Source organism: Nocardia sp. NPDC004582 (assembly GCF_053602115.1).
Window position 1 is genome coordinate 38,238 of sequence record NZ_JBSGCY010000006.1, and the last position, 26,585, is coordinate 64,822.

Below are 26,585 nucleotides of genomic sequence, written 5' to 3' on the forward strand. Positions count from 1 at the left end.
TTCCGGAAAGGAATCCATCATGCTGCGGCGCATTGCCCACCCGCTCTTGGCGACCGCTTTCGTCGCCGACGGAATCGACACGCTCACCCATCCCGACCCTCGGATCAAGACCGCCACCGCGGCGGTGCGGCAAGGCGAGCAGCGGCTCCCGTCCAAACTCGCGGCCTATCTGCCCGATGATCCGGCGCGCGTGGTCCGGATCAACGCGGCCGTCCGCATCGGCGGCGGCGCGCTGCTGGCCCTGGGCAAGCTGCCCCGGCTGTCGACCGCCGTGCTCGCCGCGACCGTGGTTCCGGCGGCCCTGACCGAACCGGGGTTCTGGACCGAGGAGGACCCGGAACGGCGTTCGGCGCGGCGCAACGCGCTGCTCAAGGACGTGAGCCTGCTCGGCGGGCTGCTCATCGCCTCCACCGACCGGCAGGGTAGACCGTCGCTCGGATGGCGTGGCCGCCGCGCCTTGGCGAAGCTGCGCACCGACGACTCGGCGCCGAACCGGCTGGCCGACGCGGCGCTGATCCACGGACCCGAACTCGCCGCGGCGGTACGAACCCGCGGCGAGCACCTGGCCGAATCGGCGCGTGAACGCGGTCCCGAACTGGTCGCGGCACTGCATGATCGCGGCGAACGACTGGCCGACGTGGCCCAGCACCGGGGCACCCAGCTCGCGGACTCCGCCCGCGAACACGGGCCGGAACTCGTCGCGGCACTGCACGATCGCGGCGAACGACTGGCCGAGGTCGCGCAGCACCGCGGCGAACGACTGGCGGCGGCCGCCCAGCAGCGCGGCGCCCGGCTCGCGGATTCGGCCAGGGAACACGGTGAGCAGTGGGGTGATCTCGCCGGCGACCGCGGCGGGCAGCTCCTCGACGCCGCCCGCGACCGCGGCGGTCACCTGGCCGCGAAGGCCAGGGAGCGCGGTGAGCGGGTCGCCGACGCGACTCGTTCCACCACCGCCAAGGCGCGCTGAAAGGAGCCCGTCGTCATGGCATCTCAGCCCGCACGCGCCCGCCGGCTGCCCACGATCGCCCGCCGGCTGGGCATGGCCGTGGCGGCGGCCGCGCTCGCCGTCGGCTGTTCGAACAGCACCGAGCCCGGCGTGCCGGGAACCGGTGCGCCACAGCAGGACTCCGGTTCGCCGACCATCTCCGCGAGCGCCGCCAAGAACCTGTGCGACATGCTGCGGCCCGAGGTCGGCACGTGGAGCGCCGAGGGCCAGACCGAGGCGCGGCTGAAATTCAATGCCACCGTGCAGGATTGGGCTCTGCGCAACAACGGCGTGAACATCGCCGTGATGCGCAATCGCTCGGTCATCGACCAGACCACCACCGCCGCCTGCCCGGACGTGCGGGAGGCGGCGGCGAAGGCGATCGGGTTCCCGGATCTGGCCTCGGGCCTGGCGGGATTCTGATCGGGTGGCCGGCGAGCCGGCCCGGTCGGCCCTGGCCGGCGAGCCGGCTCAGTTGGCCAGCGACTCGGTGCGCAGCCGGCCGAGGGTTTTCGCCAGGATGCGCGACACCTGCATCTGCGAGACCCCCAGCCGCTGCGCGATCTGATTCTGGGTCATCGATTCGAAGAAGCGCATGGTCAGTACCCGCCGCTCCCGTTCGGGCAGCTCGGCGATGAGCGGGCGGACGGCGAGGTACTGGTCGACGTGTTCGAAGCCGGGCTCTTCGGCCCCCAGCGCGTCCAGCATGGCCAGCGGCGTGTTCTCGCCGTCATCGGGGCACGCGGCTTCCAGCGACGAGCTCTGGTAGGCGTTGGCGGCCAACAGGGCCTGGGTCAGCTCGGACTGGTCCACCTTCAGTTCGGCGGCCAGTTCGCGCGCCTTGGGCATGCGTCCCAGGCGCTGGGCCAGGGTTTCGACGGCGGCGCCCAGGCGGATCTGGGTCTCCTTGACCCGGCGCGGCACTCGCACGGCCCAGGTGCTGTCGCGGAAATAGCGCCTGACCTCGCCCATGATGGTGGGTACGGCGAAGGACAGGAAGCGCGACCCGCGGTCGACATCGAACCGGTCGATGGACTGCACCAATCCGAGGCGGGCCACCTGCACCAGGTCCTCGAACGCCTCACCGCGACCGGAGAACTTGCGCGCGATGTGATCGGCCAGTGGCAGGCATCGGTCGATCGCCTCCTCGCGCAACGCCTTTCGCTCGGGAGCGTCGCATTCCACGGCGACGGCAAGCTGTTTCAGGAGCGGCTCGATATCGTCATAGCTGTCACCCGTCATCGGAATCACCCCGTATTCGGCTGAACTGCATAACAATGGTGTACCCAAACCCGGCGCCGGGGGAACATGTTTTCGAGGTCGGAACGCGACGGTCACCGCAACCTCCCTGAATAACCCAGGTCAGAGACGTATTGCCACAGAACAAATCTCGAAACAGGCGCTTCAGGTCAGATTTTCTGGAGCGTTTGACGGCCGATTCACCGGGAACTGCGGGAATGTCACAACCACCCCTGCGAAGGAATAATCATGATCATCCTGGGCCTCGTATTGCTGATCCTGGGAATTATCTTCGGCTTCTCGATCCTCACCACCATCGGTGTCATCCTGATGCTGATCGGCGCGGTCGCCTGGCTGCTCGGCGCGGCCGGACGTCCGATCGGCGGACGCGCCCACTATTGGTAGTCCCGTCGTCGCCGGTGAACTCCCCTGCACCAGCATGCGTTTCATCCGACACATCACCGTGAGCCCAGCGGAGTACTCCGCTGGGCCATCGTCGCGGTCTATCGCCTCATTCCGGCCGTTCGCCATCAACCCGGCGCCGGGTGAATTCCACGGCCACCGGGTATCCGCGTTGAACCACGTCGAATTCCGCGGTGTCCACCGTCAGCGAATCGGTCAGCGATTCCACGAAATGCCAGCCGAAACTGTGCTCGATCAGGCCGCCGCCGGCGCCGATCACCGATGCGGCGATAATCCGTACGCGCCGCTCGTCGAAACGGAATTCGCAATCCAGTGCGGTATTCGGGACGGCGGCGGCGATCAGCGCCGTGGCCACCTGATCCAGCGCCACGCGGACATCGATGGCGGCGTCGATAGTGAAATCGGCCGTGAGCATCACGGTTTCGGCTATCGCCCGCAGCATTTTCAGGTGCCCGGCATCGGCGCGCACCCGCAGCGCCACGTCTCCGGAGCGCGGCGGCGATTCCGGATCCGTACCGTCGGTGCGGAAGCGCGTCCTGCCATCTCCTCGTGGCGGTTCACTCATGACTCACCACCCCATCCAGCCCCCATCGCGATCTTCTCCCCCGTCTTCGTTCGCTTACCCGATGATGCCGGAGGGAAACCGTCGAAAGGTCAGGATTGACGGGGTGGAAGTACGCGGTTCAGAAAGTCCTGGGCTTCGGGGTCGGCGAACTTCAGAATGGTGAAGTGCGTGGCGGGCGCGCGCAGCACGAGTTGGCTGTCCGTACCGGCCGATTGGAGCCGCTGCTGCAGCAGCACGGTGGTCGGAACGGGTTGAACGGTGTCCGCTCCGCCCTGCAGCAGGACCACCGGACCGCGGTAGCCCGTGGCGGGCACCGACAGATAGTCGCGCAACGCCGAGATCACCGATTCGGGCAGGGACGTGGTGAACAGCTCCCCGACCGACCTGCCCGCGACCGCCGCCTCGAGGGAAGCCAGGCAGTCGTTTCCGGCCCGGGCGATGGCGAGGACTTCGTGACCGTGCGGTGACAGGTAGTCGGTGACGCCGAGTTCGGGGCGGGCGTGGTCGAGGCCCGCGAGAATCATGACCAACCGGGCGTGCAGGCCGTCCAGCCCGGGGAGCACGGGTACGCCCGGCCGGCTCAACGCGGCGATGATGTCCTCGACATTGCTGGTCGGCGCGTAGGCGAGGGTGCCGCGCAGGTCGAGTTCCGGTGCGTAGCCCGCGGACATTCCGGCCGCGGCGAGCACCGACTGCCCGCCGATGGAATGCCCGGCCAGCACGAAGGATTCGGACAGCCCGGCATCCACGGCGTGGCCCGCGCGCACGATGTCGAGGACCGCGTGGCCCGCGGCGCGCCCGGCCAGGTATTCGTAGACGCCGGCCCCGCCCAGCCCGATGTAGTCGCTCGCGGCCACCACGTAGCCGTGCGCCAGATACGTTGACAGCTGCGGTGTCTCGTCGAACGTGTCCGCCATGCCGCCGTTGATGGTGGGCGCGCAGCCCGCCGTCATGCCGCTGGTGCCGTGCGCCCACGACACCACCGGCCGATCATCCGCCGGGGCGGTCCCCTCCGGCAGGTAGATCGTGCCGCCGCTCACCGCCGCCTCGCCGTTCTGGCCGGTGGTCCGGTACGTGACGCGATACCCGCTCGCCGCCCCGGGAATCAGCTCATCGCCGCGCAGTGGCCGTGACGCGACCACCGCGCCCGGCGCTCCTCCGGTATCCGGTTGCGCCACAGCCGATCCGGTCGCCGCGGCCGAGGACAGTGCGGCGATCGCCGCCAGCATCAGGTATCGCACGGGAAGCTCCTCCGGGATGAGTCGCCGACGCTCGCCGACGACTTTGCGAACACGTTCCGAAAGTAGCATCCGCAGGTCACACTGTCGAGAGCGGAACGGCGCGGCATGATGGCAGACATGTCCCGACCGACCGCCTCCGCCGGCCGCCGCACCGGCCGCCCGCCCGTCACGTCCCGCACGGAGATCCTGACCGCGGCCCGCCGGTTGATCGACCGCGACGGCTGGGAGCGGCTCACCATTCGCGGCCTGGCCGCCGAGGCCGGCATCGGCGCGACCACGGTCTACCGCCACGTCCAGGACAAGGAGGACCTGCTGGTCCTGCTGCTCAACCACTACGCCGACCAGGTGGAACGCCCGCAGCTGCCGCCGGATCCGCGCGACCGGATCGTCGCGGCCGCCACCGCCATGCACGACCTGCTGGCGGGCTGGCCGTGGGCCGCCGAGGTCCTCACCGTCGACGGTTTCGTCGGCCTGCTCGACGAATCAGCGCTGTGGACGGTCGAATCCATCCTCGCCGCGGCCGAATCCACCGGCCGCACCCCCGATCAGGCCGCCTACATCTTCCGCTCGATCTGGTACTACACCGTCGGCGAGATCCTGGTCCGCACCCACTCCCAGCGCCGCGGCAGCCCCACCGCCCCCGGCCGGACCCCCTTCGGCGACCTCGACCCCGACCGGGTCCCCCGCCTGGCCGCGATCGGCGACCGCTGGCCCGCCCTCGCCGCCCGCGACACCTACCGCGAGGGTTTGCGAGCCTGCGTCGACGGCCTGCTGGCCCAGACCGGCCCGGCCGAATCGTGATGCCGCACGACCGCTTCCGGGCCCCGATCACCCGGCGCGGGTGCCCGCTAGAGTGCGGGCATGCCGGAAAAGATCATCCGTAACACGTTCACCGTCCCCGCCTCCCCCGAGGCCGTCTACGACCATCTGATCCGGCCCGAGCACTACATCGGCCTGTCCCCGCTGGTCGTCGCCGTCGAGGACGTCCAGGACGGCTCCTACCTCGCCGTCGAACGCTTCCGTTTCCTGGGCCTGAAGCACGACAACCGGATTCGCGTCTCACTGCTCGGCACCCCGGGCAAGGCGGTCTGGGGCGAGGTCGACAGCCCCGGCGGCGTGCGCATGGGCTACCGCTTCGACCTCACCCCGACCGCCGAGGGCACCCACATCGACGACGAACTGCGCCTGCGCACCCCCTTCGGCCTCATGGCCTTCGCCTCCGGCCAGGCCCGCAAGGTGCAGCTCGCCCGCGCGGGCATCCTCGCCGAACGCCTCTCGGCCGCCTAGGGCTTGACGGCGACGCCGCCGGCGATGCAGCGGCGGACCGGGCTCAGCGGCGTGAGTTGCGGGCCGTCGGGCCACCATTCGTCGCAGAGGACGAGACCGGGCTCGATCATGGTGAGGTTGCCGAACAGGGCCTGGATCTCGGCGCGGGTGCGGAAGCGGCCCGAGCCCATGGGGCTGTGCACGAACTTCTCTTCCATCTTGCGGGCCAGCTCGCTGTATTCGGCGGTCTCCGGATCGTAGAAGTGGGCGATGGCCACATACGAGCCGGAGGGCAGCACGTCGATATAGCTGCGCATGAGCGCGGCGACGTCGTCGGCGGCGTAGTGGTGGAGCGTGCCGATCTGGAACAGGGCGATCGGGCGGGTGAAGTCCAGTTCCTCACGGATTTCGGGGTGTTTGACCACCTCGAACGGGCGGAAGATGTCGGCCTCGACGATGGTGGTGCGCGGACTGCCGGCCAGCAGGGCGCGGGCGTGGGCCAGCACCATGGGGTCGTTGTCCACGTAGACGACCGAGGCGCCGGGGTCCACGCGCTGCACCACCTGATGGGTGTTCTCGGCGGTCGGCAGCCCCGAGCCCAGATCCAGAAACTGGTCGATGCCCGCCTGTTTGGCCAGGAAGCGGCAGACGCGGATCAGGAAATCCCGGTTGGCCCAGGCCAATTCGGCGACCCCGGGCGCGACCTCGCGTACCTGGTCGAGCACCGCGCGGTCGACTTCGAAATTGTCCTTGCCGTTCAAGGCGGCGTCGTAGACGCGGGCGATGCTGGCGCGCGTGGTGTCCACCCCAACCGGCGCCGCACTCGGATAACTCTGCACTGACTCGGACATCTCACGCTCCCCTGACAATCGATTCGTTCCGGCCCCGGCCCACAGCAAGTCTGTCGCATACGCGATGATTTGGGACCGGATCGCCGGGTCCGCGCCGAATCGGTAGGGTGCGGCCGTGGATACAGCGGAATTCGTTCAGCGCGGCAGCACCATCGTGGACCGGTTGTCCACGACGCAGACCCCGCCGCCGTGGCAGCTGGTGGTGGGCACCGGCGTGGTGGCGCTGCTCCTGGTGGCGTTCCGGCCGACGTGGCGCATTCTGCGCAATGCGGTCACCATCGCCCACGAGGGCGGGCACGCGTTCACCGCGCTGCTGACCGGCCGCCGCCTCAACGGCATCCGATTGCATTCCGACACTTCGGGACTCACCGTGTCGAGCGGGAAACCCTATGGCCTCGGCATGATCCTGACCATGGCCGCCGGGTATCCCGCGCCCGCGCTGCTGGGGCTGGGCTACGCCGCGCTGCTGGGCGCGCACCGCATCACCCTGATGCTGTGGCTGACCATCGCGCTGCTGCTGGTGCTGCTGCTGAAGATCCGCAACTGGTACGGCCTGCTGTCGCTGCTGGTGACCGGCGGCGTGGTGTTCGCGGTGTCCTGGTTCGGCAGTGACACCACCCAGGCCGCGCTGGCGTACGCGGCGTCGTGGTTCCTGCTGCTGGCGGCGGTGCGCCCGGTGATCGAACTGCAGCGCAATCGCGCGCACGAGCCGAATTCCGACGCCGACCAGTTGGCTCACCTGACCAGGATCCCGGGCCTGCTGTGGGTGCTGGCCTTCGGCGCGATTGCGCTGTGCTCGCTGGTCCTCGGCGCGCGGCTGCTGCTGGCCGACGTGTCGGGGGTGTGTGTGCCGCCGCTCACGCACAGCACCTGTGCGGCGTCAACCGCCGGGTGAGCATTCTCGCACCTCAGGGCGAGAGTGGTATCGCTGCAAGGATTCTGGCGAACGAGGACTACCATTCGGTTTGCACCGTCCGGGTGATCGGAAACACCGGATTTGCCCGGATCTCGGCCCGTCGGCACCACCGGCGGGCGTTCGACCGTTGCGGCTAGGAGGGTTTGGGGATGGACAGACCGGAGTGGGCACCCGAAGGCGTGGACATGAACCGGGCAAGCCCGGCGCGCATGTACGACGCGCTGCTGGGCGGCTCGCACAACTTCGAGGTCGACCGGCAGGCCGCGGAGGCGGGTAAGGCGCTGGTCCCGGACCTGCCGCGGCTGGCTTTGAGCAATCGGGCGTTCCTGCGCCGGGCGGTGCGGTTCCTGGTGGATCAGGGCGTGCGGCAGTTCCTCGACATCGGGTCGGGCATCCCGACCGCGGGCAACGTGCACGAGGTGGCGCAGGCGATCGACCCGGAGTGCCGGGTGCTCTACGCCGATATCGACCCCGTGGCCGTGGCCCACTCGCGCGCCATCCTGAAGGGCAATGACCGGACCGCCGCGATCGAGGCCGATCTGCGCGAGCCCGGCGCGCTGCTGGCCCGGGCCCGCGAGACCGGCATCATCGATTTCGACCAACCGGTCGGCATTCTCCTCATCGCGGTCCTGCACCTGATGGGCGACGACTACGCCCCCCTCGTCAAGGTCAACGCCCTCTACGAGGCCGTGCCCGCCGGGAGCTACCTGGCCATATCGCACCTCACCTCGGCCACCCGCCCCGACGACGCCGCCAAACTGGTGGAGAACTCGCGCGACGTCAGCAAGATCGGCCTGCAATTCCGGACCCGGGATCAAATCGCGGCCCTGTTCGGCAATTGGGAGCCGATCGAGCCCGGTGTGGTGGAATTGCCGTTGTGGCGGCCGGAATCCGACCGTGACCAGCATGAGGCGCCTGGCCGGTCGCTCGGTCTGGCGGGTGTGGGCCGCAAGGCCTGAGCAGGGGCACGAGGCAGGGGCAGGGGGTAGGCGGTGGGAGCACACGAGCTGGCGGTCCGTTGGGCCGAGGCGCTCGAGGGCGCGGTGGCGCCGACGCTCACCCGGTCGCAGGTCGAGCAGTTGCTCGACGGTTTCGGCGACCGGCTGATCGCGGCCGTGCGCGGCAGCGAAGACATGTCGGTGGCCCGCGAGGCCGCCCGCGCCCTGGTGCGCGCGAACTACCGGGATCCGCTGACCGTGCACCGGTCGGTGCTGGTGTTGTGCAAGGACCTGGTCACCGACGCCTGCCCCGACCCGGGCTGCGCGGACTACTGGCCGGTGCGCGACCGCGCGATCGAGCTGGCCGCCGAGTTCGCGGCCGAGTTCACCGCCGGGCTGCGCAGCGTGGCGCTGTCCGAACAGGAGAAGACCCTCACCGCGGCGCTCACCGCCGCCCGCGAGGCCGACGCCCGCAGACAACTGTCCGAAGCGCGCTTCCAAGCGATCTTCGAGGGCGCGTCGGTCGGCATCGGCACCGTCGACATCAGCACCGGCCAGGTGGTCGATGTCAACAACGCCATGGCCGAGACCCTCGGTGTCCCGGCCGGGGAGATGCCGGGCCGCTCGGTGGCCGACATCCTGGGCCCGATCAATATCGGCGACGCGTTCGGTCTGTTCCAGCGTTTACTGGCCGGCGAGATCGACCGCTTCCGCTTCGAGACCGAACACACCAAACCGGACGGTTCGCACACCATCATCGACCTGTCCATGACGGTGGTCCGCGACAGCGAGGGCAAGCCGCGCTTCCTGATCGGTGTCACCGTGGACGTCACCGACCGCAAGGAACTGGCCGACCGGCTCTGGTACGACGCCCACCACGACTCGCTGACCGGCCTGCCGAACCGCCTGCTGTTCTTCGACCGGCTCGCGGCCGCCACCGGCCAGGTGGGGGTCTGCTACCTGGATCTGGACGGCTTCAAGGAGGTCAACGACCGCCGCGGCCACACCGCGGGCGATCAGGTGCTGTGTGAGGTGGCCCAGCGACTGCGGCAAGCCGTGCCGCCGCACGGGGTGGCGGCGCGCCTGGGCGGCGACGAGTTCATCGTGCTGGTCGAAAGCTGCTCCGGCCCGGAGGAATTGGACTCCGTGTCCGAGGACCTGCTGGCCGCGCTGCGCGACCCCTTCGATGTGGCGGGGCTGTCGGTGCGGGTGGGCGCGAGTATCGGCACCGCGCTGGTGGACACCGACTCCACCGCCGTCGACGAGCTCATGCACGCCGTGGACACCGCCATGTACCGCGACAAGGCGCTGCGGCACGGCCGCTAGATCACGAACGGCACCAGGGCCTTTCGCTCGGCCGGGTAGTCGGAGAACTTCTCGCGGTACCAGGTGTGGGTGGCGAAGGCGCGGGGCACCAGATTGCCGAAGGTGATCAGGAAGATGACCACGCCAGGCAGCGCCCAGGTGAGGATGGCGAACCCGGCCCAGGCGATGAGCTCGCCCAGATACGTGGGACTGGTGACGAATCGGAAGCCCAGACCGAACGGAATCTTGTATTCCGTTGCGCCCGGGTTGTTCTTATCGCGAAGATTCCGCACGATCCACTCGGAACTGGTGAGCAGCGCGAAACCGCTGAGGTAGATGATCGATCCGATGATGAAGCGCGGGTCGGTCAGCCAGCCGGTGCCGTACTGCCCCAGGTAGTCGTGGCTGAACAGCGCGCCGTTGAGGTAGCCGTGCATGGCGGTGACGAACATGCCCATACCGAGCACCGAAATGTTGAAACTGCTGGTCTTGCCGGGCACTTGGCGAATGGAAAGGGGGAAGAACCAGCCGCGGTTGGCGTAGTGGAGAATCCAGATGGCCGCCAGCACCAGGGAAGTCGGCTCGAAACGGTGCGGCCCGCTGAGGTACGCGACCGCGAAGACCACGGTGGCCGGAATCTCCATCAACCACCAGCCGAGTTTCGGGTTCAGGTTCAGTCCGAGCTTGGCGGTGGCGAACCGACCGTACGGGCTCTGCTGGAACAGGCCCCCGATCAGGACGAAGGCAGCGAAACCGAACGCGATCGTCAGCACGGTGTCGTAGACGGTATTGCCGGTGTACCAGTTCATTCGTGGCCCTTCAGGTGAAAAACTAGAACAGGTTCTACCACAGCCCGGGGTCCGACCGGTACCCACCGGCGGGCACGGACGGTGACCGGCGGGTAGGTTGGCGAGAACCCCGGAGGGAGGCAAGGTGGGTTCGCAGGGATGGGATGTGCTGATTCAGTGGATGCCGTTTTTTCTCGAGGAGGACGAGGACGCGGACGAATCCGGACTCGGATGGAATCCCCGTTTCATCCAGGTCCGTGACGAACTCACCGGCCGCCGAGCGCATTTCGCGCAGCAGGGCACCGAGATCGAGGTGCTGGTCGCGGTGCCCGAGCACGCCGAGGACGCCGACCGGCTGCTGCGCGTGATCGGCGAGCAGCCCGACGGCACCTGGGATCCGGTCCCGCTGCCGTCCGAATCCGATGCCACCGCACCGGATCCGCAGTGGCGGGCCATGCAACGCGTGCACCAGCAGCCCCGGCTGGCGCGGGAGTGGAGCACCGGCTGGCAGCGCGGGGAATCGGTGGACCACCGCCGCGGCGTCGCCGAATCCGTGGTGGCCGTGCTGCGCGACGGGCTCGGGATGGACGGCGGCCGGCTGCGCTTCGCCACCTGGAGCATGGACGCGCCCGGCACCGGCAGCTACGGCCTGCGCGCCGACCGGCCCAGCGAACGCGGCAAGCCCGTGGTGTGCGCGGACTGGGACGATTTCGAGGCGCGGCTGGCCTGGGCGCTGACCACCCTGCCCTGGGACGGCGTCATCAACCTGAGCACCCCGCACCCGGGCCCGGACCCGTGCTTCGTCCAATTCCTGCACGGCAGGCAGCTTTTCAACGAGGCCAGCGGCTGGGACGTCGCCGGACTGGGCACGGGCGAGTTCGATCGGCGCATGCGCGAGCTGGGCTGGAGTTTCGCCCCGCACAGCGTCCCGGGCGGGGCGGCGCTCATCTGGGAGGGTCCGCTGGCCAAGGCCGGGTTCAATCCGAGCCTGTGCGGCGCGCCGCGGCGGACGGTGAAGACCTTCACCGAGGTGTTCACCGTCGGGCATCCGCAGGATCTGGTGTTCCGGGCCTTCCGCAACGGCCGCCGCCGGGATCCGGAATTGCGTTATCTGGACATCGAACTCGGGATTCCGCGCGACGTGCGGTGAGCCGTGCGGCGGCGCGGGGACGGCGTCAGAGGCGGCGCAGATGGATGGGGAGTCCATCCGCCGGAGTCGGGCCGGTACTGGGCACGAGGGGTACCTCGTAGCCGTCCGGCACACTCCAGCGGTAGTTCAGCAGCATGCGGTGCATGGTCGCCTTGACCGTCATGCTGCCGAAGTACTTGCCGATGCACTTGTGCGCGCCGCCGCCGAAGGGCGGCCAGGCGAAGCGGTGCGACTTGTCCTCCGCGCGGCCGGGATCGAAGCGTTCGGGATCGAAGACGTCCGGATTGTGCCAATACTCCGCATTGCGCATCATGGAGTACGGCCCGACCATGATCAGCGCGCCCTTGGGGATGAAGTACCCCGCGATCTCGGTGTCCTCCAGGGCTTCTCGCACCATCTGCCCGACCGGGGCGTACATGCGCAGGGTCTCGCGGAAGGCCAGCTCCAGCGCGGGCAACCGGTCCAGGTCGGCATAGTCGAGCGTGGGCTTGCCCAGCGCCCGCGATTCCTCGCGTAACCGCTCCTGCCACCGCGGGTTCCGGCCCAGCTCGTAGGCCAGCATCGAGATGGCCAGGGTGCTGGTGTCGTGGGCGGCCATCATCACGAAGATCATGTGGTCCACGATGTCGGCGTCGGAGAAGGATTCGCCGTCCTCGGTCTCGGCATGGCAGAGCACGCTGAACAGGTCCTCGCCGGCGCCGGCCCGCTTGGCGGGCAGCTCACGCCGGAAGTAGTCCTCGAGCACCTTGCGCCCGCGCAGGCCCCGGCTCCACACCCCGCCCGGCAGGTTCGCGCGGATGATGGCCTGGCCACCGTGCACGGCGTCCTCGAAGGCGCGGGAGAGCCGGGTGCCCTCGGGGCCGAGTTCCGCACCCGCGAAGACCACGGTCGCCTGTTCCAGCAGCAGTCGCTTGACGTGGTCGTAGAGCGGGAAATCCGGTGCGGGCCGCCAGGAGTCGACGCCCCGCACGACGCGCGGGGTGGTGAGCCCGAGGTAGCCGATCAGCCGCGGGCGGGTGAAGGCCTGCTGCAGGATGCGGCGGTGGTAGGCGTGTTCCTCGAAGTCGCGCAACAGGATTCCGCCGCGGAAGAACGGGCCGATCACGAAGTCGTAGCCGCGTTGCGCGGACAGCACATGCCGGCGGTCGAGCAGGACCTCCTCGGTCGCGGCCGGGCTGACGACGCCGACCACCTGCCGCCCGAACACGCCCATCCACTGCACCGGGCCGTACCGGCGCATGCGGTCGCGGCTGAAGTTCAACGGATCGGCGAGGGTGCTGAGCAGATGACCGATGCCGGGCGGACCGTAATCCCCCATCACCGGCTTCAGCCCGCTGCCCGGCGGCGGGGGCGCGAGCGCCTGCGGCGCGGCGGGGTACCGCTGCAGCACTCCGGCGGCCCGGCATTGAATTCGATGATTCACCACGGCTTTTCGTACAGCCATGTCTCCACGGTAGCGGAAACGTTAGTTTCCGTAAACGGTCGTTTCCCGATTTCTGTGCCAAGCTGACAGGGTGACGCGAGCTGCCAATGGGACCTATCGCGGCACCACCACCGACGAACGGCGCGAACAGCGCCGGCGACGGCTGCTGGACGCGGCCCTCGACATCGTCGGCACGCAGGGGCTGGCCGCACTCACGGTGCGCGGGGTGTGCGAACAGGCGAAGGTGGGGCCGCGTTTCTTCTACGAATCGTTCACCGACCTCGACGCGCTGGCCACGGCGCTGCTCGACGAGGTGCAGGGTGAGGCCCTCGAGCAGGCCCGCACCGCCATGACCGACACCCCCGGCGACCCGGAGGCCAAACTGCGCGCCGGAGTGGCGGCGCTGATCATCGCCGTCACCGACGATCCACGCCGCGCCAATATCGCCTTCGCCCAGGCCTACGGGTCCGAACTGCTCATGCGCCGCCGCTTCGAGGGCATGCGGCAGGTGGCCGAGCTGCTCATCGAGCAGACCCGGGTGCTGCTCGACATCCCCGAGGGCGACGACACCGCGCTCACCGCCCTGGCACAGCTCATCACCGGCGGCGCGGCGGAACTGATCCTGGTGTGGCTCGACGGCGGCCTGAAGGTGGAGCGACCGGTCCTCATCGGCATCGTCGCGGATTACGTGGTGGCCATGGTGGACAGGCTGCCCGGCATGACCGAGCAGCTCGACTGAGCGTTCCCGCGGTCAGGTCGCGCGACGTCCGGCGTCGCTGTCCACTATCTCGTCGACCACGATCTTCGCCGTCTCCATGCAGGCGGTGATGCCGCCGTTGGCGTACTCCTTGACCGCGTCGCCGACATTCCAGAGGTTGGCGATCGGGGTGTCGTGGGGCAGGTCGTAGCCGGCGACGGCGCGCTGGGGTGGCCAGTCGTCGCGGGTGACCGCGATGGACAGGATGCGGGCCTGCTCGAAGCCCGGGATCTCCTCGCGCAGGTCCTGGAGCACGAGCGCGGTCTCGGCCTCGGGATCGAAGTCGCCGACCGAGGGTTTGGGCACGCCCGCACCGACATACAGATGCCAGCCCTCCGGCGCCATCTCCGGGCAGGTGGCGGTGAAGTTGGCGACGTAGCACAGCCGCCGGGTGCGGGCGAAGCTGAGCAGTCCGGGCGCCTCGATCAGCGGTTCGCGGCTGGCGAAGTTGACCGAGATCATGGCGCAGGGCAGGTCGCGCTGGAGCACGCGGCCCACATAGTCCGACGGGAAGTGCTCGGGCCCGACCAGATCCATGGTCGCCGACGGCCCGATGTCACTGACCGCGACAGCGCAGGTGATATCCGAGATCTCGCCGTCGTGACTGATCCGCGCCCCGGTGATCCGATCGCCCTCGACGTGCAGTTGCCGCACCTCGCTGCCGAGCCGGACCGCTCCCCCATTGCGCTCCACCACCTCCGCGAGGGCCTTCCAGATGCCGATGGTGCCCTCGGGGCAGAAGCCGAACCTCTTGAACGCCGACTTGCGCGTGAAGTAGGTGAGGAACACCCGCGCGGGCAGCTCCTCGGAGCCGACCGCGAAGATGGAGCCGCACATATTGCGGAAGATGCCTTGCACCGCATCGTTTTTGGTGTAGCGGCGCACCCAATCGGCGGTGGACAGTTCCCGGTCGGGCGGCTCCCCCTCGGCACGGACCCCGCCGAGCAGCTGGGCGCCGTGCCGAGTGAGCTGGGAGATGAGCAGTCCCCAGCCGCCGCTGGAGACATCCACGTCGCGGCCGTTGATCCGATAGAGGATCGGCGGATCCGCCGGGCGCACTTCGAATTTCGCCCCGACCTCCTCGAAGGTCTGTTCGGTGATGCCGCCGAGTTCGATGACGACAGCGCCGGTGTTGATGGTGAATCCGTCGAGCTCGGCGGTGGAGGCCCGCCCGCCGACTCGGTCGAGACGTTCGGCCACCAGGGTCCGATAGCCCCGGTGCGAGAGCCGGGCGGCCGCGCACAGCCCGCCCGCTCCGGCTCCGACAACCAGTGCGTCCCACGCGTTCTCGCTCATGGCGAGGCTCCTCAGAGCAGGCTCAGCCCGCTGGGTTCACCCCGGGCTGAGCGTCGGACATATCAGTAATACGGGTCCAATTCTCCCGCACCTGATCCACGCTCGGGACCTCACTGAAGAACACGGGCTTGTTGGCGAACAACTGGGCGCGTTGCACCGAGCCGCCGCCGACCACCAGCACCATGCCGGAGTCGGTGCAGTCCTCGCCCATCAGGTGCGCGACGATCGGGGCGACCTGGGCGGGCGGCAGCTTCTCGAGCATGGCCTCCGAGGCGATGTCGGCGGTCATGCGGGTGGCGGCCATGGGCGCCACGGCATTGACGGTGATGTCGTACTTGCGGCCCTCGATGGCGAGGGTGTTCATCATGCCGACCAGGCCCATCTTGGCGGCGCCGTAGTTGGCCTGGCCGAAGTTGCCGTACAGGCCCGAGGTGGAGGTGGCCATGACGACGCGGCCGAAGCCCTGTTCGCGGAAGTGCGGCCAGGCGGCGTGGGTGACATAGAACGAGCCGAACAGGTGCACGCGCTGCACGGCCTCGAACGCCTCGGGAGTCATCTTCACGAAGCTCATGTCGCGCAGGATGCCCGCGTTGTTGACCACGCCGTGCACCGCGCCGAAGGTGTCGATCGCGGTCTGCACCAGCGCCTTCGCGCCTTCTTCGGTGGCGACGCTGTCGTAGTTGGCGACCGCGGTGCCGCCGGCCGCGCGGATCTCCTCGACCACGGCGTCGGCCATATTGTGCCCGGATCCCGAGCCGTCGCGCGCGCCGCCGAGGTCGTTGACCACGACCCGCGCGCCCTCGCGGGCCAGCAGCAGCGCGTACTCGCGGCCCAGGCCGCCACCGGCTCCGGTGACGATGATGACGCGATCGGTTACACCAGGCATGAATTCTCCTTGCCGTATCTAATAGCTTTTCAGAAGTTAGCAGCCGGGACAGGCCGTCCCTGTGCTGCCCGCCACACTCGCCGGGTAACTGGACAATCGATAAGTTGGAGTGGTGATGCCGCACCTGTACCGCCTCCATCCCGAACTCGAGGCGACCCTGCCGCACCTGAAACTCGGCGCGGCCCCGACACCGGTGCGACGACTCGACTCCCTGGGCACCGCATGCTCCGGCGGCGCGGAGATCTGGCTCAAGGACGACAGCGTGTTCGGTGACGGCGGCTGGGGCGGCAACAAGGTGCGCAAACTGGAATGGCTGCTGCCCGACGCGCTGCGCCAGCGCCGGACCACCATCGTCACGGTGGGCGGGCTGGGCACCAACTGGGGGCTGGCCACCGCGCTCTACGGACGCGAGCACGGGCTGAAAACCGTTCTGGCACTGATTGATCAGCCCGAGGACGACCATGTGCGCGCCCAGTTGGCGCGGCTGCGGTCCTCGGGGGCGGAGCTGCACTTCACCCATTCCAAGGCCAGGACCATCCTGAGCGCGCCGTATCTGCTGGCCCGGGGTTTCACCGGATTCCGGCCGCCGTACTTCCTGCCGGCGGGCGGGTCCTCGGCGGTGGGCGCGCTCGGATACGTCGAGGCGGCACTGGAATTGGCCGAGCAGGTGCGGGCCGGGGAACTGCCGGAGCCGAGTCACATCGTGATCCCGGTCGGATCCGGCGGGACGGCGGCGGGACTGTCGCTGGGGTTGCGGCTGGCCGGGCTGAAGACCCACGTGGTGGGCGTGGTCGTCAACGACACGCTGCGACTGGACGAGCCGACGCTGACCGCGCTGGCCGGGCGCTGCGCGAAGCTGCTGCGCTCGCGCGGGGCGCGAATTCCCGAGAACGTCTCCCCAGCAGGCAATCTGGATGTCGTCACCGAGTATCTGGGCCCGGGCTACGGCTATCCGATGCCGGAAGCCGCTACCGCGCAGGCACTCTCGGCCGATCGGGAGCACATGACCCTGGAACCGGTCTACACCGCCAAGGCCATGGCGGCGCTGCTGGACATGAACGCGCACGGCCGGTTCGGCGCCGGTCCGGTGGTGTATCTCAACACCAACGGACCACGCTGACACCGGTTTTCGCGTCCCTCACGCGGTGGCCAGCTTGGCGGCCAGGAAGTCCTCCCAGGTGCGCTGCCCCACGGCGTGCTCGGGGGTGAGGTTCGCGCCCGTCGCGTACACCCGGGCCGCCTTGCCGGGGGCCTTCACGGTGAACACCGGGCGGCGACGGCCGGTGGCCGCCAGGTAGCTGCGCTCGAGTTCCTTCATGGTGTAGATGCGCGGGCCGCCGATCTCCTCGACCAGCCCGGCGGGCTCACCCTGCACCAGTTCCACCAATCGCGCTGCCACCTCACCGGTTTCGATGGGCTGGAAGCGGAAGTCGAAGGCGGGCACCACCGGCATCTTGCCCATGGCCGACACCATGGTGAACAGCAGGTCGTGGAACTGGGTGGCGCGCAGCGTGGTCCACGGCAGACCCGAGTTCTCCACCACCAGTTCGGCGTCGCGCTTGGAGGCCATATAGCCCATCACCTGCCGGTCGATCGCGCTCTCCACCGGGACCCGCTCCGCGCCCACCACCGAGATGAAGACCAGGTGCGGGAACGCCCCGGCGGCATTGATGGCGTCGACCAGGACGCGGGTCTTGTCGCCGTCGCCCTTGGTGGTGCCCGCCAGGTGCAGCACGGTGTCCACGCCCGCGACCGCCTCGGCGATACCCGCGCCGGTCTCCAGGTCGCCGGCCACGAACTCGATGCCGTCGGTCGCCTCGTGCGCGCCGCGGCTGAGCACCCGCACCTCCAGCCCGGCCTGCCGCAGCAGCGGAGTGACCAGGCTGCCCAGGGTGCCCGTGCCGCCGGTGACCAGAACCGTCTTCGCCATGATGACCATCTCCTTCGTCTCGCGCCGCCGCTGTGGTGGCGTCCTGCCTTGATGACGAGACGGCGTCCGCGGGTGTGACACGACGTGACCGGCGGCACAGCGCGGGCGGGTCGTAGGCTGGCCGCATGCCCGATCCCGGTTCCCCGCAGCAGATCGAGCGACTGCTGGAGCTGGTCTCCGGCCGCCGCGTCGCGGTGCTGACCGGCGCGGGCATCTCCACCGACAGCGGCATCCCCGACTACCGCAGCCCCGGGGCGCCGCCTCGCACGCCGATGACCTATCAGCAGTTCGTCGGCGATCCGGTGTTCCGCCAACGGTATTGGGCCCGCAATCATGTCGGCTGGCGGCGTATGGACGCGGCCCGGCCGAACCCGTCGCATCACGCGCTGGCCCGGCTGGAACGCGCGGGCGTGGTGACCGGGCTGCTCACCCAGAACGTGGACCTGCTGCACACCAAGGCGGGCCATCGCCGGGTGATCGATCTGCACGGCGTCTACGCCCGCGTCCGCTGCCTGTCCTGCGAGGCCCTGACCTCCCGCATGACTCTGGCCGACCGCCTCGAGGCCGCCAATCCCGGCTTCGCCGAATCGGTTCCGCTCGACGGCCTCGAGGTCGCCCCCGACGCCGACGCGGTGGTGGCCGACACCGCGTCCTTCCGCATGGTCGACTGCCTGACCTGCGGTGGACTCCTCAAACCCGACATCGTCTACTTCGGCGAGTCCGTCCCCAAGCCCCGCGTCACCGCCTCGTTCGAACTGGTCGACGACGCCGACGCCCTGCTGGTCGTCGGCTCCTCGCTGACGGTCATGTCGGGCCTGCGCTTCGCCCGCCGCACCGCCAAGTCCGGCCGCCCGGTCATCATCCTCAATCGCGGCCGCACCCGCGCCGACGACCTCGCGGCCCTGACCCTCGACACCGGCTGCGCCCCGGTCCTGAGCGCCCTCGCGGACGCGCTCGCACCGGACCGAAGCATGGCGCTGAGCTAGTTCCGCACCTCGAGCCGTCGCACCAGGCTGACCAGGGCTGCCCGCAGTGCGTCCGGGTCGTCGGTGTCCGGACCCAGGATCATGCGGACCACCTGCGGGGCCGCGAACCACCAGGCGGCGAGGGCCGCGACCGCGTACAGCAGGTAACCGGGGGCGACCTCGTCGGGGAGGGTCCCGTCTCGCTGGGCGGCGGCCAGCGCGGCCACCTTCTCCGCGTAGTGCGAGGCGCGCGCCGATTCAGCGGGCAGGCGGCCCTCCTGCGGTTGTAGCCCTTCCCAGTACATGAGGCGCAGGAACTGGGGATGGGTGCGGTGGAAGTCGAAGACGTGCCCGGCGTACTCGGCCAGGTCCCCCGCCTTGTCGGCGGTGAGCGGGCTGGCGGCGGCGAGCTGTTCGAGCTGGTCGGTGAGGACCGCTTCGAACAGGCCGCGTTTGTCGCCGAAGTACTGGTAGATGCGTTCCTTGTTGATGCCCGCGCGGGTCGCGATGGCATTGACCCGGGCGCCGTCGGGTCCGCGTTCGGCGAACTCGTGGACGGCCGCCTCGAGCAGCAGTCGTCTGGTTCTCTCGGTATCCCACGCCATGGGGTCCATCCAACCATCTCCAACCGCACGGTTGCGGTTGGGCTCGCGGCTGTGGCAAACTCCAACCATTCAGTTGCAACCGTTTGGTTGCGAATGGTCGAGGTGGAGCAGGAGGTGGCGTCGTGCCCGAGTTGCGCTCACGCACGGTCACACACGGTCGGAACATGGCGGGGGCCCGCGCGCTCATGCGGGCCAGCGGGGTCCCATCGGCCGATATCGGCCGCAAGCCGGTGGTCGCGATCGCGAACAGCTTCACCGAATTCGTGCCCGGTCACACCCACCTGCAGCCGGTCGGGCGGATGGTGTCCGAGGCGGTGCGGGCCGCGGGCGGCATCCCGCGCGAGTTCAACACCATCGCCGTGGACGACGGAATCGCCATGGGGCACAGCGGAATGCTGTACTCGCTGCCGTCGCGGGACCTGATCGCGGATTCGATCGAGTACATGGTGAACGCGCACTGCGCCGACGCGCTGGTGTGCATCTCCAACTGCGACAAGATCACCCCGGGCATGCTGATGGCCACGCTGCGGCTGAACATCCCGACGGTGTTCGTCTCCGGCGGACCCATGGAGGGCGGCAGCGCGGTGCTGGTCGACGGCACCGTGCGCAGCCGCCTGGACCTCATCACCACCATGGCCGACGCGGTCTCCCCGGATGTCTCCGACGCCGATCTCGCGCTCATCGAGGAGAACGCCTGCCCCACCTGCGGCTCCTGCGCGGGCATGTTCACCGCCAATTCGATGAACTGCCTGACCGAGGCGCTGGGCCTGGCCCTGCCCGGCAACGGCACCACCCTGGCCACCCACACCGCCCGCGCCGAGCTGTACCGCGACGCCGGGCGCACGGTGATGGAGCTGACCCGCCGCTACTACGACGCGGACGACGCGGGCGTCCTGCCCCGGAACATCGCCTCCCGCGACGCCTTCGACAACGCCATGGCCCTGGACCTGGCCATGGGCGGATCCACCAACACCGTCCTGCACCTGCTGGCGGCCGCGCACGAGGCGGGGCTGGACTACACGCTCACCGATATCGAGAAGATGTCGCTGCGGGTGCCGTGCCTGTGCAAAGTCGCTCCCAACGGCGAGTACCTGATGGAGGACGTGCACCGCGCGGGCGGCATCCCCGCGCTGCTGGGCGAGCTCGACCGGGCGGGGCTGCTGCACCGCGATGTGCGTGCGGTGCACGCGGATTCACTCGACGCGTGGCTCGGCGACTGGGATGTGCGCGGGGGCCGGCCCTCCGCGGCGGCGCTCGACCTGTTCCACGCCGCCCCGGGCGGCCAGCGGTCCGCCACCGCGTTCTCCCAGTCCGAGCGGTGGCATTCCCTCGACGTGGACGCGGCCCAGGGGTGCATTCACGATGTGGCACACGCCTTCTCCCGCGACGGCGGGCTGGCGGTGTTGCGCGGCAACCTGTCCCCCGGCGGCGCGGTGGTGAAGTCCGCGGGCGTGGCCGCGCACATGCACACCTTCACCGGACCGGCCCTGGTGGTGGAGTCACAGGAAGACGCCGTCGAGGCGATCCTCTCGGGCCGGATCACGTCCGGCGATGTGCTCGTCATCCGCTACGAGGGTCCCAGCGGCGGGCCGGGCATGCAGGAGATGCTGTATCCGACCTCGTATCTGAAGGGCCTGGGCCTGGCCGGGGAATGCGCGCTGATCACCGACGGCCGCTTCTCGGGCGGTTCCTCCGGCTGCTCGATCGGGCACATCTCCCCCGAGGCCGCGGCGGGCGGACCGCTGGCGCTGGTGCGCGACGGCGACTCGATCACCATCGACATCCCGTCCCGGACGCTCACCATGGACGTGCCCGACGCCGAGTTGGCCAGGCGGCGCGCGGAATTGGAGGCGAACGGCGGCTACCGGCCGCGGCACCGCGACCGGCAGGTCTCCCCGGCGCTCAAAACCTATGCGCTGCTGGCCACCTCGGCGGACCGGGGAGCGGTGCGCGACACCACGCTGCTCCCCGGCTGAGGCCTCACTGCGGCGGTGCCGGCCGACCTCTCACTGCGGCAGTGTCGCCAGCTCGCGCTGGACGGCCTCGTCGTGTTCGGCGGCCTCCTCCGCGGCCTTCTTCGGGCTCCAGTGCCCGGCCATGATGAACACGAACGGGATGAAGCAGATCTGGGCGATCAGGCAGATCCACCACCAGGTCTTCCACTGCTTCGGTGAATCCTGCTGCGCCTGCTGGACTTCCTTGCCGTGCTCGGACAGGTAGGCCAGGTCGTCGGCGGGGATCGCGCTCACGGCCTTGAGTTTCGCGCTGGCGGCGGTCAGGGCCGGGCCGGTCTGGGAGGCCACCGCCAGCTGGTCGACGGGTACCTTCCCGGCCGCGGCGATCCGGGCTCCGGCCTGATCCGGCGGGATCGAGAACTTCTGGGCGACCTGCCCGACCGCGGTGGCCTGGGCCGCCTTGTCGTTCGGGTCGGTCAGGAGTTTGACCAGCACCTTCTGATCGATGGCCTGCAGGGTGGCCAGTTCCTCGGGGTACTTGGCGTTGAGCTCGACGGTGGTCTTGATGTCGGCCGGGGAGTCCCCGGTCAGCTTCACCAGCGCCGCGACCTGTGCTCCGATGTCGTTGGGATCCTTGCCGAGAGCCGTGAGAGTGTCCGCGCCCACCGTTTGGATGGTCGCGATCTCGTCGTGGTACTTGGCGTTGATGGTCTGCAGCCGCGGCCCGTAGTTGACCAGCGTGCCCGCCGCGGTGACCACCAGCAGCAGCCCCAGCAGCACGAACGTCACCACCGTGCGCAGTACGCCGCCCCAGACCGCGAGCCCGACCGCGGTGGCCGCCGGGTTCCGCTTCTCCACGGTCTCGGTGAAGCTCGCCATCCAGGTGGAGTAGGCGATGCCGCTGCCGACCGCGGTGAAGCTCATGACGATCGCGAAGGTGTAGTAGTCGGTACCGGGTTTGTCGGTGTAGCTGAGGAATACGAAGGTCCCGATGATGCTGATGATCGCGCCGAACACCATGAACGGTTTGCGGACCTTCAGCTTGTCCGACACGATGCCGGTGATCACCAGGGAGAAGGCGCTGGCGATCCAATACCAGTTGCCCAGCGCGTTGGCCTGGGCGGCGGTGAATCCGAAATTGGTCGCCATATAGACCGGCAGGAACGACACGATCGTGTAGAAGAACGCCAGGAAGATCGAGATGGCCAGCGCCGAGCCGACGATGTCGAGGTGCATCATCTGCTTCCACTGATTGCGTTCCAGCGCATCGACATCCAGTCCGCGCGCCCGCGCCTCGATCAGCGCCTTGTCCCGCAGCGACACCATGATCTGGTCCCGCAGCCGGGGGCTGAGCTCGCGCAGGCCGATCAACCCGACGATGGAGATCACCGTGCAGATGACGCCGGAGAGCCGGTAGTGATACTGCCAGTCCGGGTGCGCGTCCAGGGTGTGCGTGGAGATCTCGGTGGTGACCAGCGCGCCCAGCACCGGACCGAGGGTCCAGAAGCCCATGGCCGAGGCGCGATCCAGCTGCGGGGAGAAGTCGCGCACCAGCGCCGGCGTGGCCACCAGCACCGCGCCCTCGACGATGCTGATGACGCAGTAGATGGCCAGGAACGATTCCTTGGTCGTGCACTGCGGCTGCGCGAACAGGGTCAGCAGCGAGGTGACGACGGTGCCGTAGGCGACGATATTGGCGCGGCCCCAGCGGTCCAGGGCGCCGGTCACCACCGAGGCCGCGGCGCCGAAAGCCGCGCCGATGATGAAGATTCCGACGAAGTAGCGGAAGGTCAGGTGGAAGTCGGCGATCAGCTGGTTGCCGACCGCGCCCGAGACGAACAGCTGGTAGTACAGCGCGACGGACACCACGACGACCAGGAAGAGGTACCAGGACCGGGCGGGCGTTTCCGGATAGTGCGGGAGCTTGCGCCGCCAGAGTCCGGTGACCAGCGTCGGCGGGGGGAATTCCGCGGCCGGAGGCACCGCGGTCGGTGTGCTGCTCATGTTCGAGACGCCTTTCTCTCCACGGCATTTCGCGCAGCCACAGGCCCTTGGATCGCGGCGCGAGCAACCGGGTGACAACAGGGTAGCGGTCATGAGTGATGTGGATCACTGTTATCGGACTCAGCGGCCGCACACCCGGGGCGCGCCCGTTCACCAATTGTTGGCCGAGACAACAGCATCTGGCCGTCGGGACATCGCGGGCCGGTCATCGACGCTGGTCACGGTAATGCGGCTTGTATCACTGCATGAATTCGAGGATTCGATGTCGAACACCACCGTCACGCGGGGCCGTCTGGTCGCCGCGTTCGCGGGCGCGCTGATGGCTCTGACCAGTGCCGTCGCGGTCGCCGCTCCCGGAGACCCGGGCGAGCGGCCCTCCTTCTGCGACCACGACCAGCGGTCCACCCCCGGCGCGGTGTACCTGTGCGCCAAGACCGACGATCTGGTCGACGTCCGCATCGGTGATGTGCTGCCCACGCAGCCGTCACTGGGCTACGACGAGGTGTTCTACAAGCTGGGCCGCTACACGCTCGGCAAGGACGCGGTGAACAAGAAGTTCGACGACTGGTGCGAGGCCAACGGCCAGGTCGCCGCCGCCACCGTGAACCCGGGTGCGCAGCTGAAGGATTCGTCCTCGTTCACCTGCAAGGTGGCGGTCGGCTCGGAGACCCCCGACTCCATCGCGCCGATGAAGACCGTGGTGATCGGCCCCCAGGGCCGGCTGTACCTCACCGACGGCCACCACACGCTGACCTCGTTCTTCGAGACCCCCGACGGCGGCGCGGACACCCACGTGCGGCTGCGCGTGCTCGGCAACCTGAGCACCCTGCCCGACGGCAAGTTCTGGGACGCCATGAAGGCCAATGGCTGGACGTGGCTGAAGGACGTCAACGGCAACGCCATCAAGGAGAACGCGCTGCCGAAGTCGGTGGGCCTGGCCAACTTCGCCGACGACAAGTACCGCTCCATGATGTACTTCGCCCGCGACATCGGCTTCCACGAGGGCACCCTGCCCTTCGAGGAGTTCTACTGGGGCGCGTGGATGCGCGACAACAAGGTCGGCGGCGACTGGAATCGCAATGACTTCGCGGCCTACCTGGCCGCGCTGAAGACCGTCACCCAGGCGCAGGTCGCGCTCGGCCCGAACGCCGTGGTGGCCGAGGGCAAGACCGCCGCGCAGCTCGATGTGCTTCCGGCCTGGAACGGCGGCAGCCCCGAGGACAAGGGCGAGTTCGGCAAGATCTCCAAGCCGTACGCCGACGCCAAGCCCGGCAAGCTCGGGTACGCGATCGAGTACCGGCTGCGTACCGGCCGCTGACGGCTGCCGCTCACGAGAAAGCCCTCGGGGACGCCTCGCGGTGTTCCCGAGGGCTTTCCTCATGTCACGGGTAGGCCTGGACGACCTCGACGCCCACCAACGCGTTGAACGAGTCGCAGCTGGCCCACGACTGGTTCTGCCCGTACTGCATCGGCCCGTACTTCCAGTAGGTGAAGGGAACGGGCCAGGCGACACAGGTGAGCTTCACCTGATGCCAGGTCGGCAACTCGCAATTGGACATTCCACCGGTGTTGAAAATGTTGTACAGGTGGCAATTCGCCTGCCACACCGGCACATCGTCGGCCTGAGCCGTTCCACCACCGGCGAGCACTAGGCCCGCGGCCGCGGTGGTCACGACGGCACTGGCAGCAAGCCGCTTCGCAGAGAGCATTCCGACCTCCTGAATTGGTGTTGTCCTCGAGCAAATCGCATTCTGGCGCTACTTGTTACGGAAAACAAAACAATCGAATATTGCGGAGGAATGTCCTTTATTCGGAATTGCGCTGTTCGATCAGGGAATCGGGGGTGGGCGGTCCGGGACCAGGAGGGTGGCGATGGCCGTACCGATGGGGATCGCGTTGTCCTTGCCGGCGTCCGCGGTGGCGCCCAGGGTGGCGTAGACGACGACGGTGGTGGCGGTCTCGGTGTCGTAGAAGGCGACTCCGTTGTAGCCGCCGTAGGACGGGTTCATGAACAGCCAATCACCCAGGTGCGGGACGCCGAAAGCGAAGTACTTCTGGGCGGTGAGCGGACCGAGCCCGGCGGTCGACGGGGCCATCATCTGCTGAAACCGGTCCGCGGGGAGCAGTTCTCCCTTACCCAGGGCACGAACCCAGCGGCCGACCTCGGTGACGGTGGAATTCATATTGCCGCTGTGCAGGAACGCGGTCGGATTCCAGAAAGTGGCGTCCTCGAACATCTTTCGTTCATCGGTGTAGCCGTGCAGGATCGGCTCGTCCATCCGGGCGGTGAGCATCACCTTGCTCTCCTTCATGCCGAGCGGGTCCAGCACATATTGGGATATCAGCTCGCCCAAGGGCTTTCCCGACGCCTTCTGCAGGACTTCACCGAGCACGACCAGATCGCTGTGGGCGTAGGCGAAACTCGCGCCCGGGTCGAACAGCGGCGGGCGGGCATTGGCCAGATCGAACAGCTCCTGGGCGGTCCAGGTATGAAATGGGTTGTCGCCGAATCGTTTCAGGAATTCCGGATCGGTGACATAATCCGAGATTCCGGAGGTGCTGTTCGCGAGCATTCTGGGAGTAATGCGTTCGGCGCGCGGGAAATTCGGCAGCCAGCGAGCAATGGGCTCATCCATCTTCAGCACGCCGTTGCCGTCCAACCGCCAGAGCACGGTCGACAGCATCGGTTCCATCGGCTGCCCCACCCGCAATTGCATATCGGCGGTCGCCGGAACACCGAGCGGCGAGTCGCCGACCGCGCCGACCACCACTTCCTTGCCGTCGCGCCAGGCGCCGAACACCGCCGCGGTGAGATCGAGCTCGCCCAGTTTCGCGCGGACGATGTCGGTGATCCGTACGGCTTCCTTCGATGGCGGAGCCGGCGTGCCGGAGCCCGCGTCCCGATCCGACCCGCACGCCCCGGCGACCAGGCAGAGCGCGACCATCAGCCCCGTACCTGCGCGCCATCGAGCAGACACACTCATCACCGGGTCCCTTCGCCGAAGAAGACGGGCTGAGCAGCGTTCACCAGAATCTACGCCGGCGGCCGGACCATAGCCACGACCCCCGATCCATAACCCGCGCGGCCCGGTTTTCG

General features: G+C 68.7%; 27 protein-coding genes. 14 read left to right on the forward strand and 13 right to left on the reverse strand.

The window, feature by feature from the left end; all coding sequences use genetic code 11:
* Positions 1–19 precede the first annotated feature (19 nt).
* Both ACWELJ_RS03355 and ACWELJ_RS03360 read left to right on the forward strand, forming a co-directional pair.
* The gene (locus ACWELJ_RS03355; RefSeq protein ID WP_452364564.1) at positions 20–967 is read left to right on the forward strand and encodes a DoxX family membrane protein; all 948 of its coding nucleotides are present in this window, start codon (positions 20–22) and stop codon (positions 965–967) included.
* A 15-nt stretch (positions 968–982) separates the two neighbouring features.
* The gene (locus ACWELJ_RS03360; protein ID WP_452364565.1) at positions 983–1,408 is read left to right on the forward strand and encodes a hypothetical protein; all 426 of its coding nucleotides are present in this window, start codon (positions 983–985) and stop codon (positions 1,406–1,408) included.
* A gap of 48 nt (positions 1,409–1,456) precedes the next feature.
* Here the strand turns inward: ACWELJ_RS03360 and ACWELJ_RS03365 are convergent, their stop codons facing one another.
* Positions 1,457–2,227: an RNA polymerase sigma factor SigF gene (locus ACWELJ_RS03365; protein ID WP_452364566.1), complete on the reverse strand. Its 771-nt coding sequence runs from the start codon at positions 2,225–2,227 to the stop codon at positions 1,457–1,459.
* A 246-nt stretch (positions 2,228–2,473) separates the two neighbouring features.
* Between ACWELJ_RS03365 and ACWELJ_RS03370 the strand changes: the two genes are divergently transcribed.
* Positions 2,474–2,629, forward strand: coding sequence for a hypothetical protein (locus tag ACWELJ_RS03370; protein ID WP_452364567.1), 156 nt, complete (start codon positions 2,474–2,476; stop codon positions 2,627–2,629).
* Between the two features lie 106 nt (positions 2,630–2,735).
* Here the strand turns inward: ACWELJ_RS03370 and ACWELJ_RS03375 are convergent, their stop codons facing one another.
* On the reverse strand, positions 2,736–3,128 hold the full coding sequence (locus ACWELJ_RS03375) for an anti-sigma factor (protein ID WP_452364568.1): 393 nt from the start codon (positions 3,126–3,128) through the stop codon (positions 2,736–2,738).
* A gap of 173 nt (positions 3,129–3,301) precedes the next feature.
* The gene (locus ACWELJ_RS03380) at positions 3,302–4,453 is read right to left on the reverse strand and encodes a lipase family protein (protein ID WP_452364569.1); all 1,152 of its coding nucleotides are present in this window, start codon (positions 4,451–4,453) and stop codon (positions 3,302–3,304) included.
* 117 nt (positions 4,454–4,570) lie between these two features.
* Between ACWELJ_RS03380 and ACWELJ_RS03385 the strand changes: the two genes are divergently transcribed.
* Positions 4,571–5,254 carry a TetR/AcrR family transcriptional regulator gene (locus ACWELJ_RS03385; protein ID WP_452364570.1) on the forward strand — a complete coding sequence of 228 codons (684 nt, stop codon included), beginning with the start codon at positions 4,571–4,573 and terminating at the stop codon, positions 5,252–5,254.
* A gap of 60 nt (positions 5,255–5,314) precedes the next feature.
* Entirely contained in the window at positions 5,315–5,740 is a 426-nt protein-coding gene (locus ACWELJ_RS03390) for an SRPBCC family protein (protein WP_452364571.1), read from the forward strand.
* On the opposite strand, the gene ACWELJ_RS03395 is transcribed toward ACWELJ_RS03390, so the two are convergent.
* Entirely contained in the window at positions 5,737–6,570 is an 834-nt protein-coding gene (locus tag ACWELJ_RS03395) for an SAM-dependent methyltransferase (protein WP_452364572.1), read from the reverse strand. The two genes, ACWELJ_RS03390 and ACWELJ_RS03395, sit on opposite strands and share 4 nt — an antisense overlap.
* 115 nt (positions 6,571–6,685) lie before the next feature.
* Between ACWELJ_RS03395 and ACWELJ_RS03400 the strand changes: the two genes are divergently transcribed.
* The 3 genes from ACWELJ_RS03400 (at position 6,686) to ACWELJ_RS03410 (ending at position 9,750) form a co-directional block, all read left to right on the forward strand.
* Positions 6,686–7,465, forward strand: coding sequence for a M50 family metallopeptidase (locus tag ACWELJ_RS03400; protein WP_452364573.1), 780 nt, complete (start codon positions 6,686–6,688; stop codon positions 7,463–7,465).
* Positions 7,466–7,635: 170 nt separating this feature from the next.
* On the forward strand, positions 7,636–8,445 hold the full coding sequence (locus ACWELJ_RS03405) for an SAM-dependent methyltransferase (protein ID WP_452364574.1): 810 nt from the start codon (positions 7,636–7,638) through the stop codon (positions 8,443–8,445).
* Positions 8,446–8,478: 33 nt separating this feature from the next.
* Complete coding sequence (locus tag ACWELJ_RS03410) at positions 8,479–9,750, forward strand: diguanylate cyclase domain-containing protein (protein WP_452364575.1); 1,272 nt, start codon at positions 8,479–8,481, stop codon at positions 9,748–9,750.
* Here the strand turns inward: ACWELJ_RS03410 and ACWELJ_RS03415 are convergent.
* Complete coding sequence (locus ACWELJ_RS03415) at positions 9,747–10,538, reverse strand: 3-oxo-5-alpha-steroid 4-dehydrogenase (RefSeq protein WP_452364576.1); 792 nt, start codon at positions 10,536–10,538, stop codon at positions 9,747–9,749. The two genes, ACWELJ_RS03410 and ACWELJ_RS03415, sit on opposite strands and share 4 nt — an antisense overlap.
* Before the next feature lie 160 nt (positions 10,539–10,698).
* Here ACWELJ_RS03415 and ACWELJ_RS03420 point away from each other — a divergent pair, with 160 nt between their 5' ends.
* Positions 10,699–11,667, forward strand: coding sequence for a TY-Chap domain-containing protein (locus ACWELJ_RS03420; protein ID WP_452364577.1), 969 nt, complete (start codon positions 10,699–10,701; stop codon positions 11,665–11,667).
* A gap of 25 nt (positions 11,668–11,692) precedes the next feature.
* Here the strand turns inward: ACWELJ_RS03420 and ACWELJ_RS03425 are convergent, their stop codons facing one another.
* Entirely contained in the window at positions 11,693–13,111 is a 1,419-nt protein-coding gene (locus tag ACWELJ_RS03425; RefSeq protein WP_452364578.1) for a cytochrome P450, read from the reverse strand.
* Positions 13,112–13,181: 70 nt separating this feature from the next.
* Between ACWELJ_RS03425 and ACWELJ_RS03430 the strand changes: the two genes are divergently transcribed.
* A complete protein-coding gene (locus ACWELJ_RS03430) occupies positions 13,182–13,829 on the forward strand; it encodes a TetR/AcrR family transcriptional regulator (protein WP_452364579.1) in 648 nt (215 codons plus the stop codon).
* A gap of 12 nt (positions 13,830–13,841) precedes the next feature.
* Here the strand turns inward: ACWELJ_RS03430 and ACWELJ_RS03435 are convergent, their stop codons facing one another.
* Positions 13,842–15,143: a phytoene desaturase family protein gene (locus ACWELJ_RS03435; protein WP_452364580.1), complete on the reverse strand. Its 1,302-nt coding sequence runs from the start codon at positions 15,141–15,143 to the stop codon at positions 13,842–13,844.
* A 22-nt stretch (positions 15,144–15,165) separates the two neighbouring features.
* Complete coding sequence (locus ACWELJ_RS03440; protein WP_452364581.1) at positions 15,166–16,029, reverse strand: SDR family oxidoreductase; 864 nt, start codon at positions 16,027–16,029, stop codon at positions 15,166–15,168.
* Positions 16,030–16,144: 115 nt separating this feature from the next.
* Between ACWELJ_RS03440 and ACWELJ_RS03445 the strand changes: the two genes are divergently transcribed.
* The gene (locus ACWELJ_RS03445) at positions 16,145–17,149 is read left to right on the forward strand and encodes a 1-aminocyclopropane-1-carboxylate deaminase/D-cysteine desulfhydrase (RefSeq protein WP_452364582.1); all 1,005 of its coding nucleotides are present in this window, start codon (positions 16,145–16,147) and stop codon (positions 17,147–17,149) included.
* An 18-nt stretch (positions 17,150–17,167) separates the two neighbouring features.
* Here ACWELJ_RS03445 and ACWELJ_RS03450 read toward each other — a convergent pair whose 3' ends face one another.
* A complete protein-coding gene (locus ACWELJ_RS03450) occupies positions 17,168–17,959 on the reverse strand; it encodes an SDR family oxidoreductase (RefSeq protein WP_452364583.1) in 792 nt (263 codons plus the stop codon).
* A gap of 125 nt (positions 17,960–18,084) precedes the next feature.
* Here ACWELJ_RS03450 and ACWELJ_RS03455 point away from each other — a divergent pair, with 125 nt between their 5' ends.
* Positions 18,085–18,945: an NAD-dependent protein deacetylase gene (locus ACWELJ_RS03455; RefSeq protein ID WP_452364584.1), complete on the forward strand. Its 861-nt coding sequence runs from the start codon at positions 18,085–18,087 to the stop codon at positions 18,943–18,945.
* Here ACWELJ_RS03455 and ACWELJ_RS03460 read toward each other — a convergent pair.
* On the reverse strand, positions 18,942–19,538 hold the full coding sequence (locus ACWELJ_RS03460; RefSeq protein WP_452364585.1) for a TetR family transcriptional regulator: 597 nt from the start codon (positions 19,536–19,538) through the stop codon (positions 18,942–18,944). The two genes, ACWELJ_RS03455 and ACWELJ_RS03460, sit on opposite strands and share 4 nt — an antisense overlap.
* 113 nt (positions 19,539–19,651) lie before the next feature.
* On the opposite strand from ACWELJ_RS03460, the gene ilvD reads away from it, so the two are divergent.
* On the forward strand, positions 19,652–21,505 hold the full coding sequence (gene ilvD, locus ACWELJ_RS03465) for a dihydroxy-acid dehydratase (protein WP_452364586.1): 1,854 nt from the start codon (positions 19,652–19,654) through the stop codon (positions 21,503–21,505).
* Between the two features lie 30 nt (positions 21,506–21,535).
* On the opposite strand, the gene ACWELJ_RS03470 is transcribed toward ilvD, so the two are convergent.
* The gene (locus tag ACWELJ_RS03470; protein ID WP_452364587.1) at positions 21,536–23,488 is read right to left on the reverse strand and encodes an MFS transporter; all 1,953 of its coding nucleotides are present in this window, start codon (positions 23,486–23,488) and stop codon (positions 21,536–21,538) included.
* A 262-nt stretch (positions 23,489–23,750) separates the two neighbouring features.
* On the opposite strand from ACWELJ_RS03470, the gene ACWELJ_RS03475 reads away from it, so the two are divergent.
* Complete coding sequence (locus ACWELJ_RS03475; protein ID WP_452364588.1) at positions 23,751–24,806, forward strand: ParB/Srx family N-terminal domain-containing protein; 1,056 nt, start codon at positions 23,751–23,753, stop codon at positions 24,804–24,806.
* A gap of 64 nt (positions 24,807–24,870) precedes the next feature.
* Here ACWELJ_RS03475 and ACWELJ_RS03480 read toward each other — a convergent pair whose 3' ends face one another.
* Both ACWELJ_RS03480 and ACWELJ_RS03485 read right to left on the reverse strand, forming a co-directional pair.
* Positions 24,871–25,197, reverse strand: coding sequence for a hypothetical protein (locus ACWELJ_RS03480; protein WP_452364589.1), 327 nt, complete (start codon positions 25,195–25,197; stop codon positions 24,871–24,873).
* Between the two features lie 120 nt (positions 25,198–25,317).
* Entirely contained in the window at positions 25,318–26,433 is a 1,116-nt protein-coding gene (locus tag ACWELJ_RS03485; RefSeq protein ID WP_452364590.1) for a serine hydrolase domain-containing protein, read from the reverse strand.
* Positions 26,434–26,585: the final 152 nt, after the last annotated feature.

Excerpts from the sequence above, each read along its gene's own strand:
- ACWELJ_RS03365 (WP_452364566.1), bottom strand. The coding sequence starts at position 2,227 with ATGACGGGTGACAGCTATGACGATATCGAGCCGCTCCTGAAACAGCTT.
- ACWELJ_RS03385 (WP_452364570.1), top strand. The coding sequence starts at position 4,571 with ATGTCCCGACCGACCGCCTCCGCCGGCCGCCGCACCGGCCGCCCGCCC.
- ACWELJ_RS03415 (WP_452364576.1), bottom strand. The coding sequence starts at position 10,538 with ATGAACTGGTACACCGGCAATACCGTCTACGACACCGTGCTGACGATC.
- ACWELJ_RS03470 (WP_452364587.1), bottom strand. The coding sequence starts at position 23,488 with ATGAGCAGCACACCGACCGCGGTGCCTCCGGCCGCGGAATTCCCCCCG.
- ACWELJ_RS03460 (WP_452364585.1), bottom strand. The coding sequence starts at position 19,538 with ATGGACCCCATGGCGTGGGATACCGAGAGAACCAGACGACTGCTGCTC.
- ACWELJ_RS03390 (WP_452364571.1), top strand. The coding sequence starts at position 5,315 with ATGCCGGAAAAGATCATCCGTAACACGTTCACCGTCCCCGCCTCCCCC.
- ACWELJ_RS03445 (WP_452364582.1), top strand. The coding sequence starts at position 16,145 with ATGCCGCACCTGTACCGCCTCCATCCCGAACTCGAGGCGACCCTGCCG.
- ACWELJ_RS03425 (WP_452364578.1), bottom strand. The coding sequence starts at position 13,111 with ATGGCTGTACGAAAAGCCGTGGTGAATCATCGAATTCAATGCCGGGCC.
- ACWELJ_RS03480 (WP_452364589.1), bottom strand. The coding sequence starts at position 25,197 with ATGCTCTCTGCGAAGCGGCTTGCTGCCAGTGCCGTCGTGACCACCGCG.
- ACWELJ_RS03450 (WP_452364583.1), bottom strand. The coding sequence starts at position 17,959 with ATGGCGAAGACGGTTCTGGTCACCGGCGGCACGGGCACCCTGGGCAGC.
- ACWELJ_RS03440 (WP_452364581.1), bottom strand. The coding sequence starts at position 16,029 with ATGCCTGGTGTAACCGATCGCGTCATCATCGTCACCGGAGCCGGTGGC.
- ACWELJ_RS03455 (WP_452364584.1), top strand. The coding sequence starts at position 18,085 with ATGCCCGATCCCGGTTCCCCGCAGCAGATCGAGCGACTGCTGGAGCTG.
- ACWELJ_RS03485 (WP_452364590.1), bottom strand. The coding sequence starts at position 26,433 with ATGGTCGCGCTCTGCCTGGTCGCCGGGGCGTGCGGGTCGGATCGGGAC.
- ACWELJ_RS03355 (WP_452364564.1), top strand. The coding sequence starts at position 20 with ATGCTGCGGCGCATTGCCCACCCGCTCTTGGCGACCGCTTTCGTCGCC.
- ACWELJ_RS03370 (WP_452364567.1), top strand. The coding sequence starts at position 2,474 with ATGATCATCCTGGGCCTCGTATTGCTGATCCTGGGAATTATCTTCGGC.
- ACWELJ_RS03405 (WP_452364574.1), top strand. The coding sequence starts at position 7,636 with ATGGACAGACCGGAGTGGGCACCCGAAGGCGTGGACATGAACCGGGCA.
- ACWELJ_RS03395 (WP_452364572.1), bottom strand. The coding sequence starts at position 6,570 with ATGTCCGAGTCAGTGCAGAGTTATCCGAGTGCGGCGCCGGTTGGGGTG.
- ACWELJ_RS03435 (WP_452364580.1), bottom strand. The coding sequence starts at position 15,143 with ATGAGCGAGAACGCGTGGGACGCACTGGTTGTCGGAGCCGGAGCGGGC.
- ACWELJ_RS03475 (WP_452364588.1), top strand. The coding sequence starts at position 23,751 with ATGTCGAACACCACCGTCACGCGGGGCCGTCTGGTCGCCGCGTTCGCG.
- ACWELJ_RS03360 (WP_452364565.1), top strand. The coding sequence starts at position 983 with ATGGCATCTCAGCCCGCACGCGCCCGCCGGCTGCCCACGATCGCCCGC.
- ACWELJ_RS03420 (WP_452364577.1), top strand. The coding sequence starts at position 10,699 with ATGCCGTTTTTTCTCGAGGAGGACGAGGACGCGGACGAATCCGGACTC.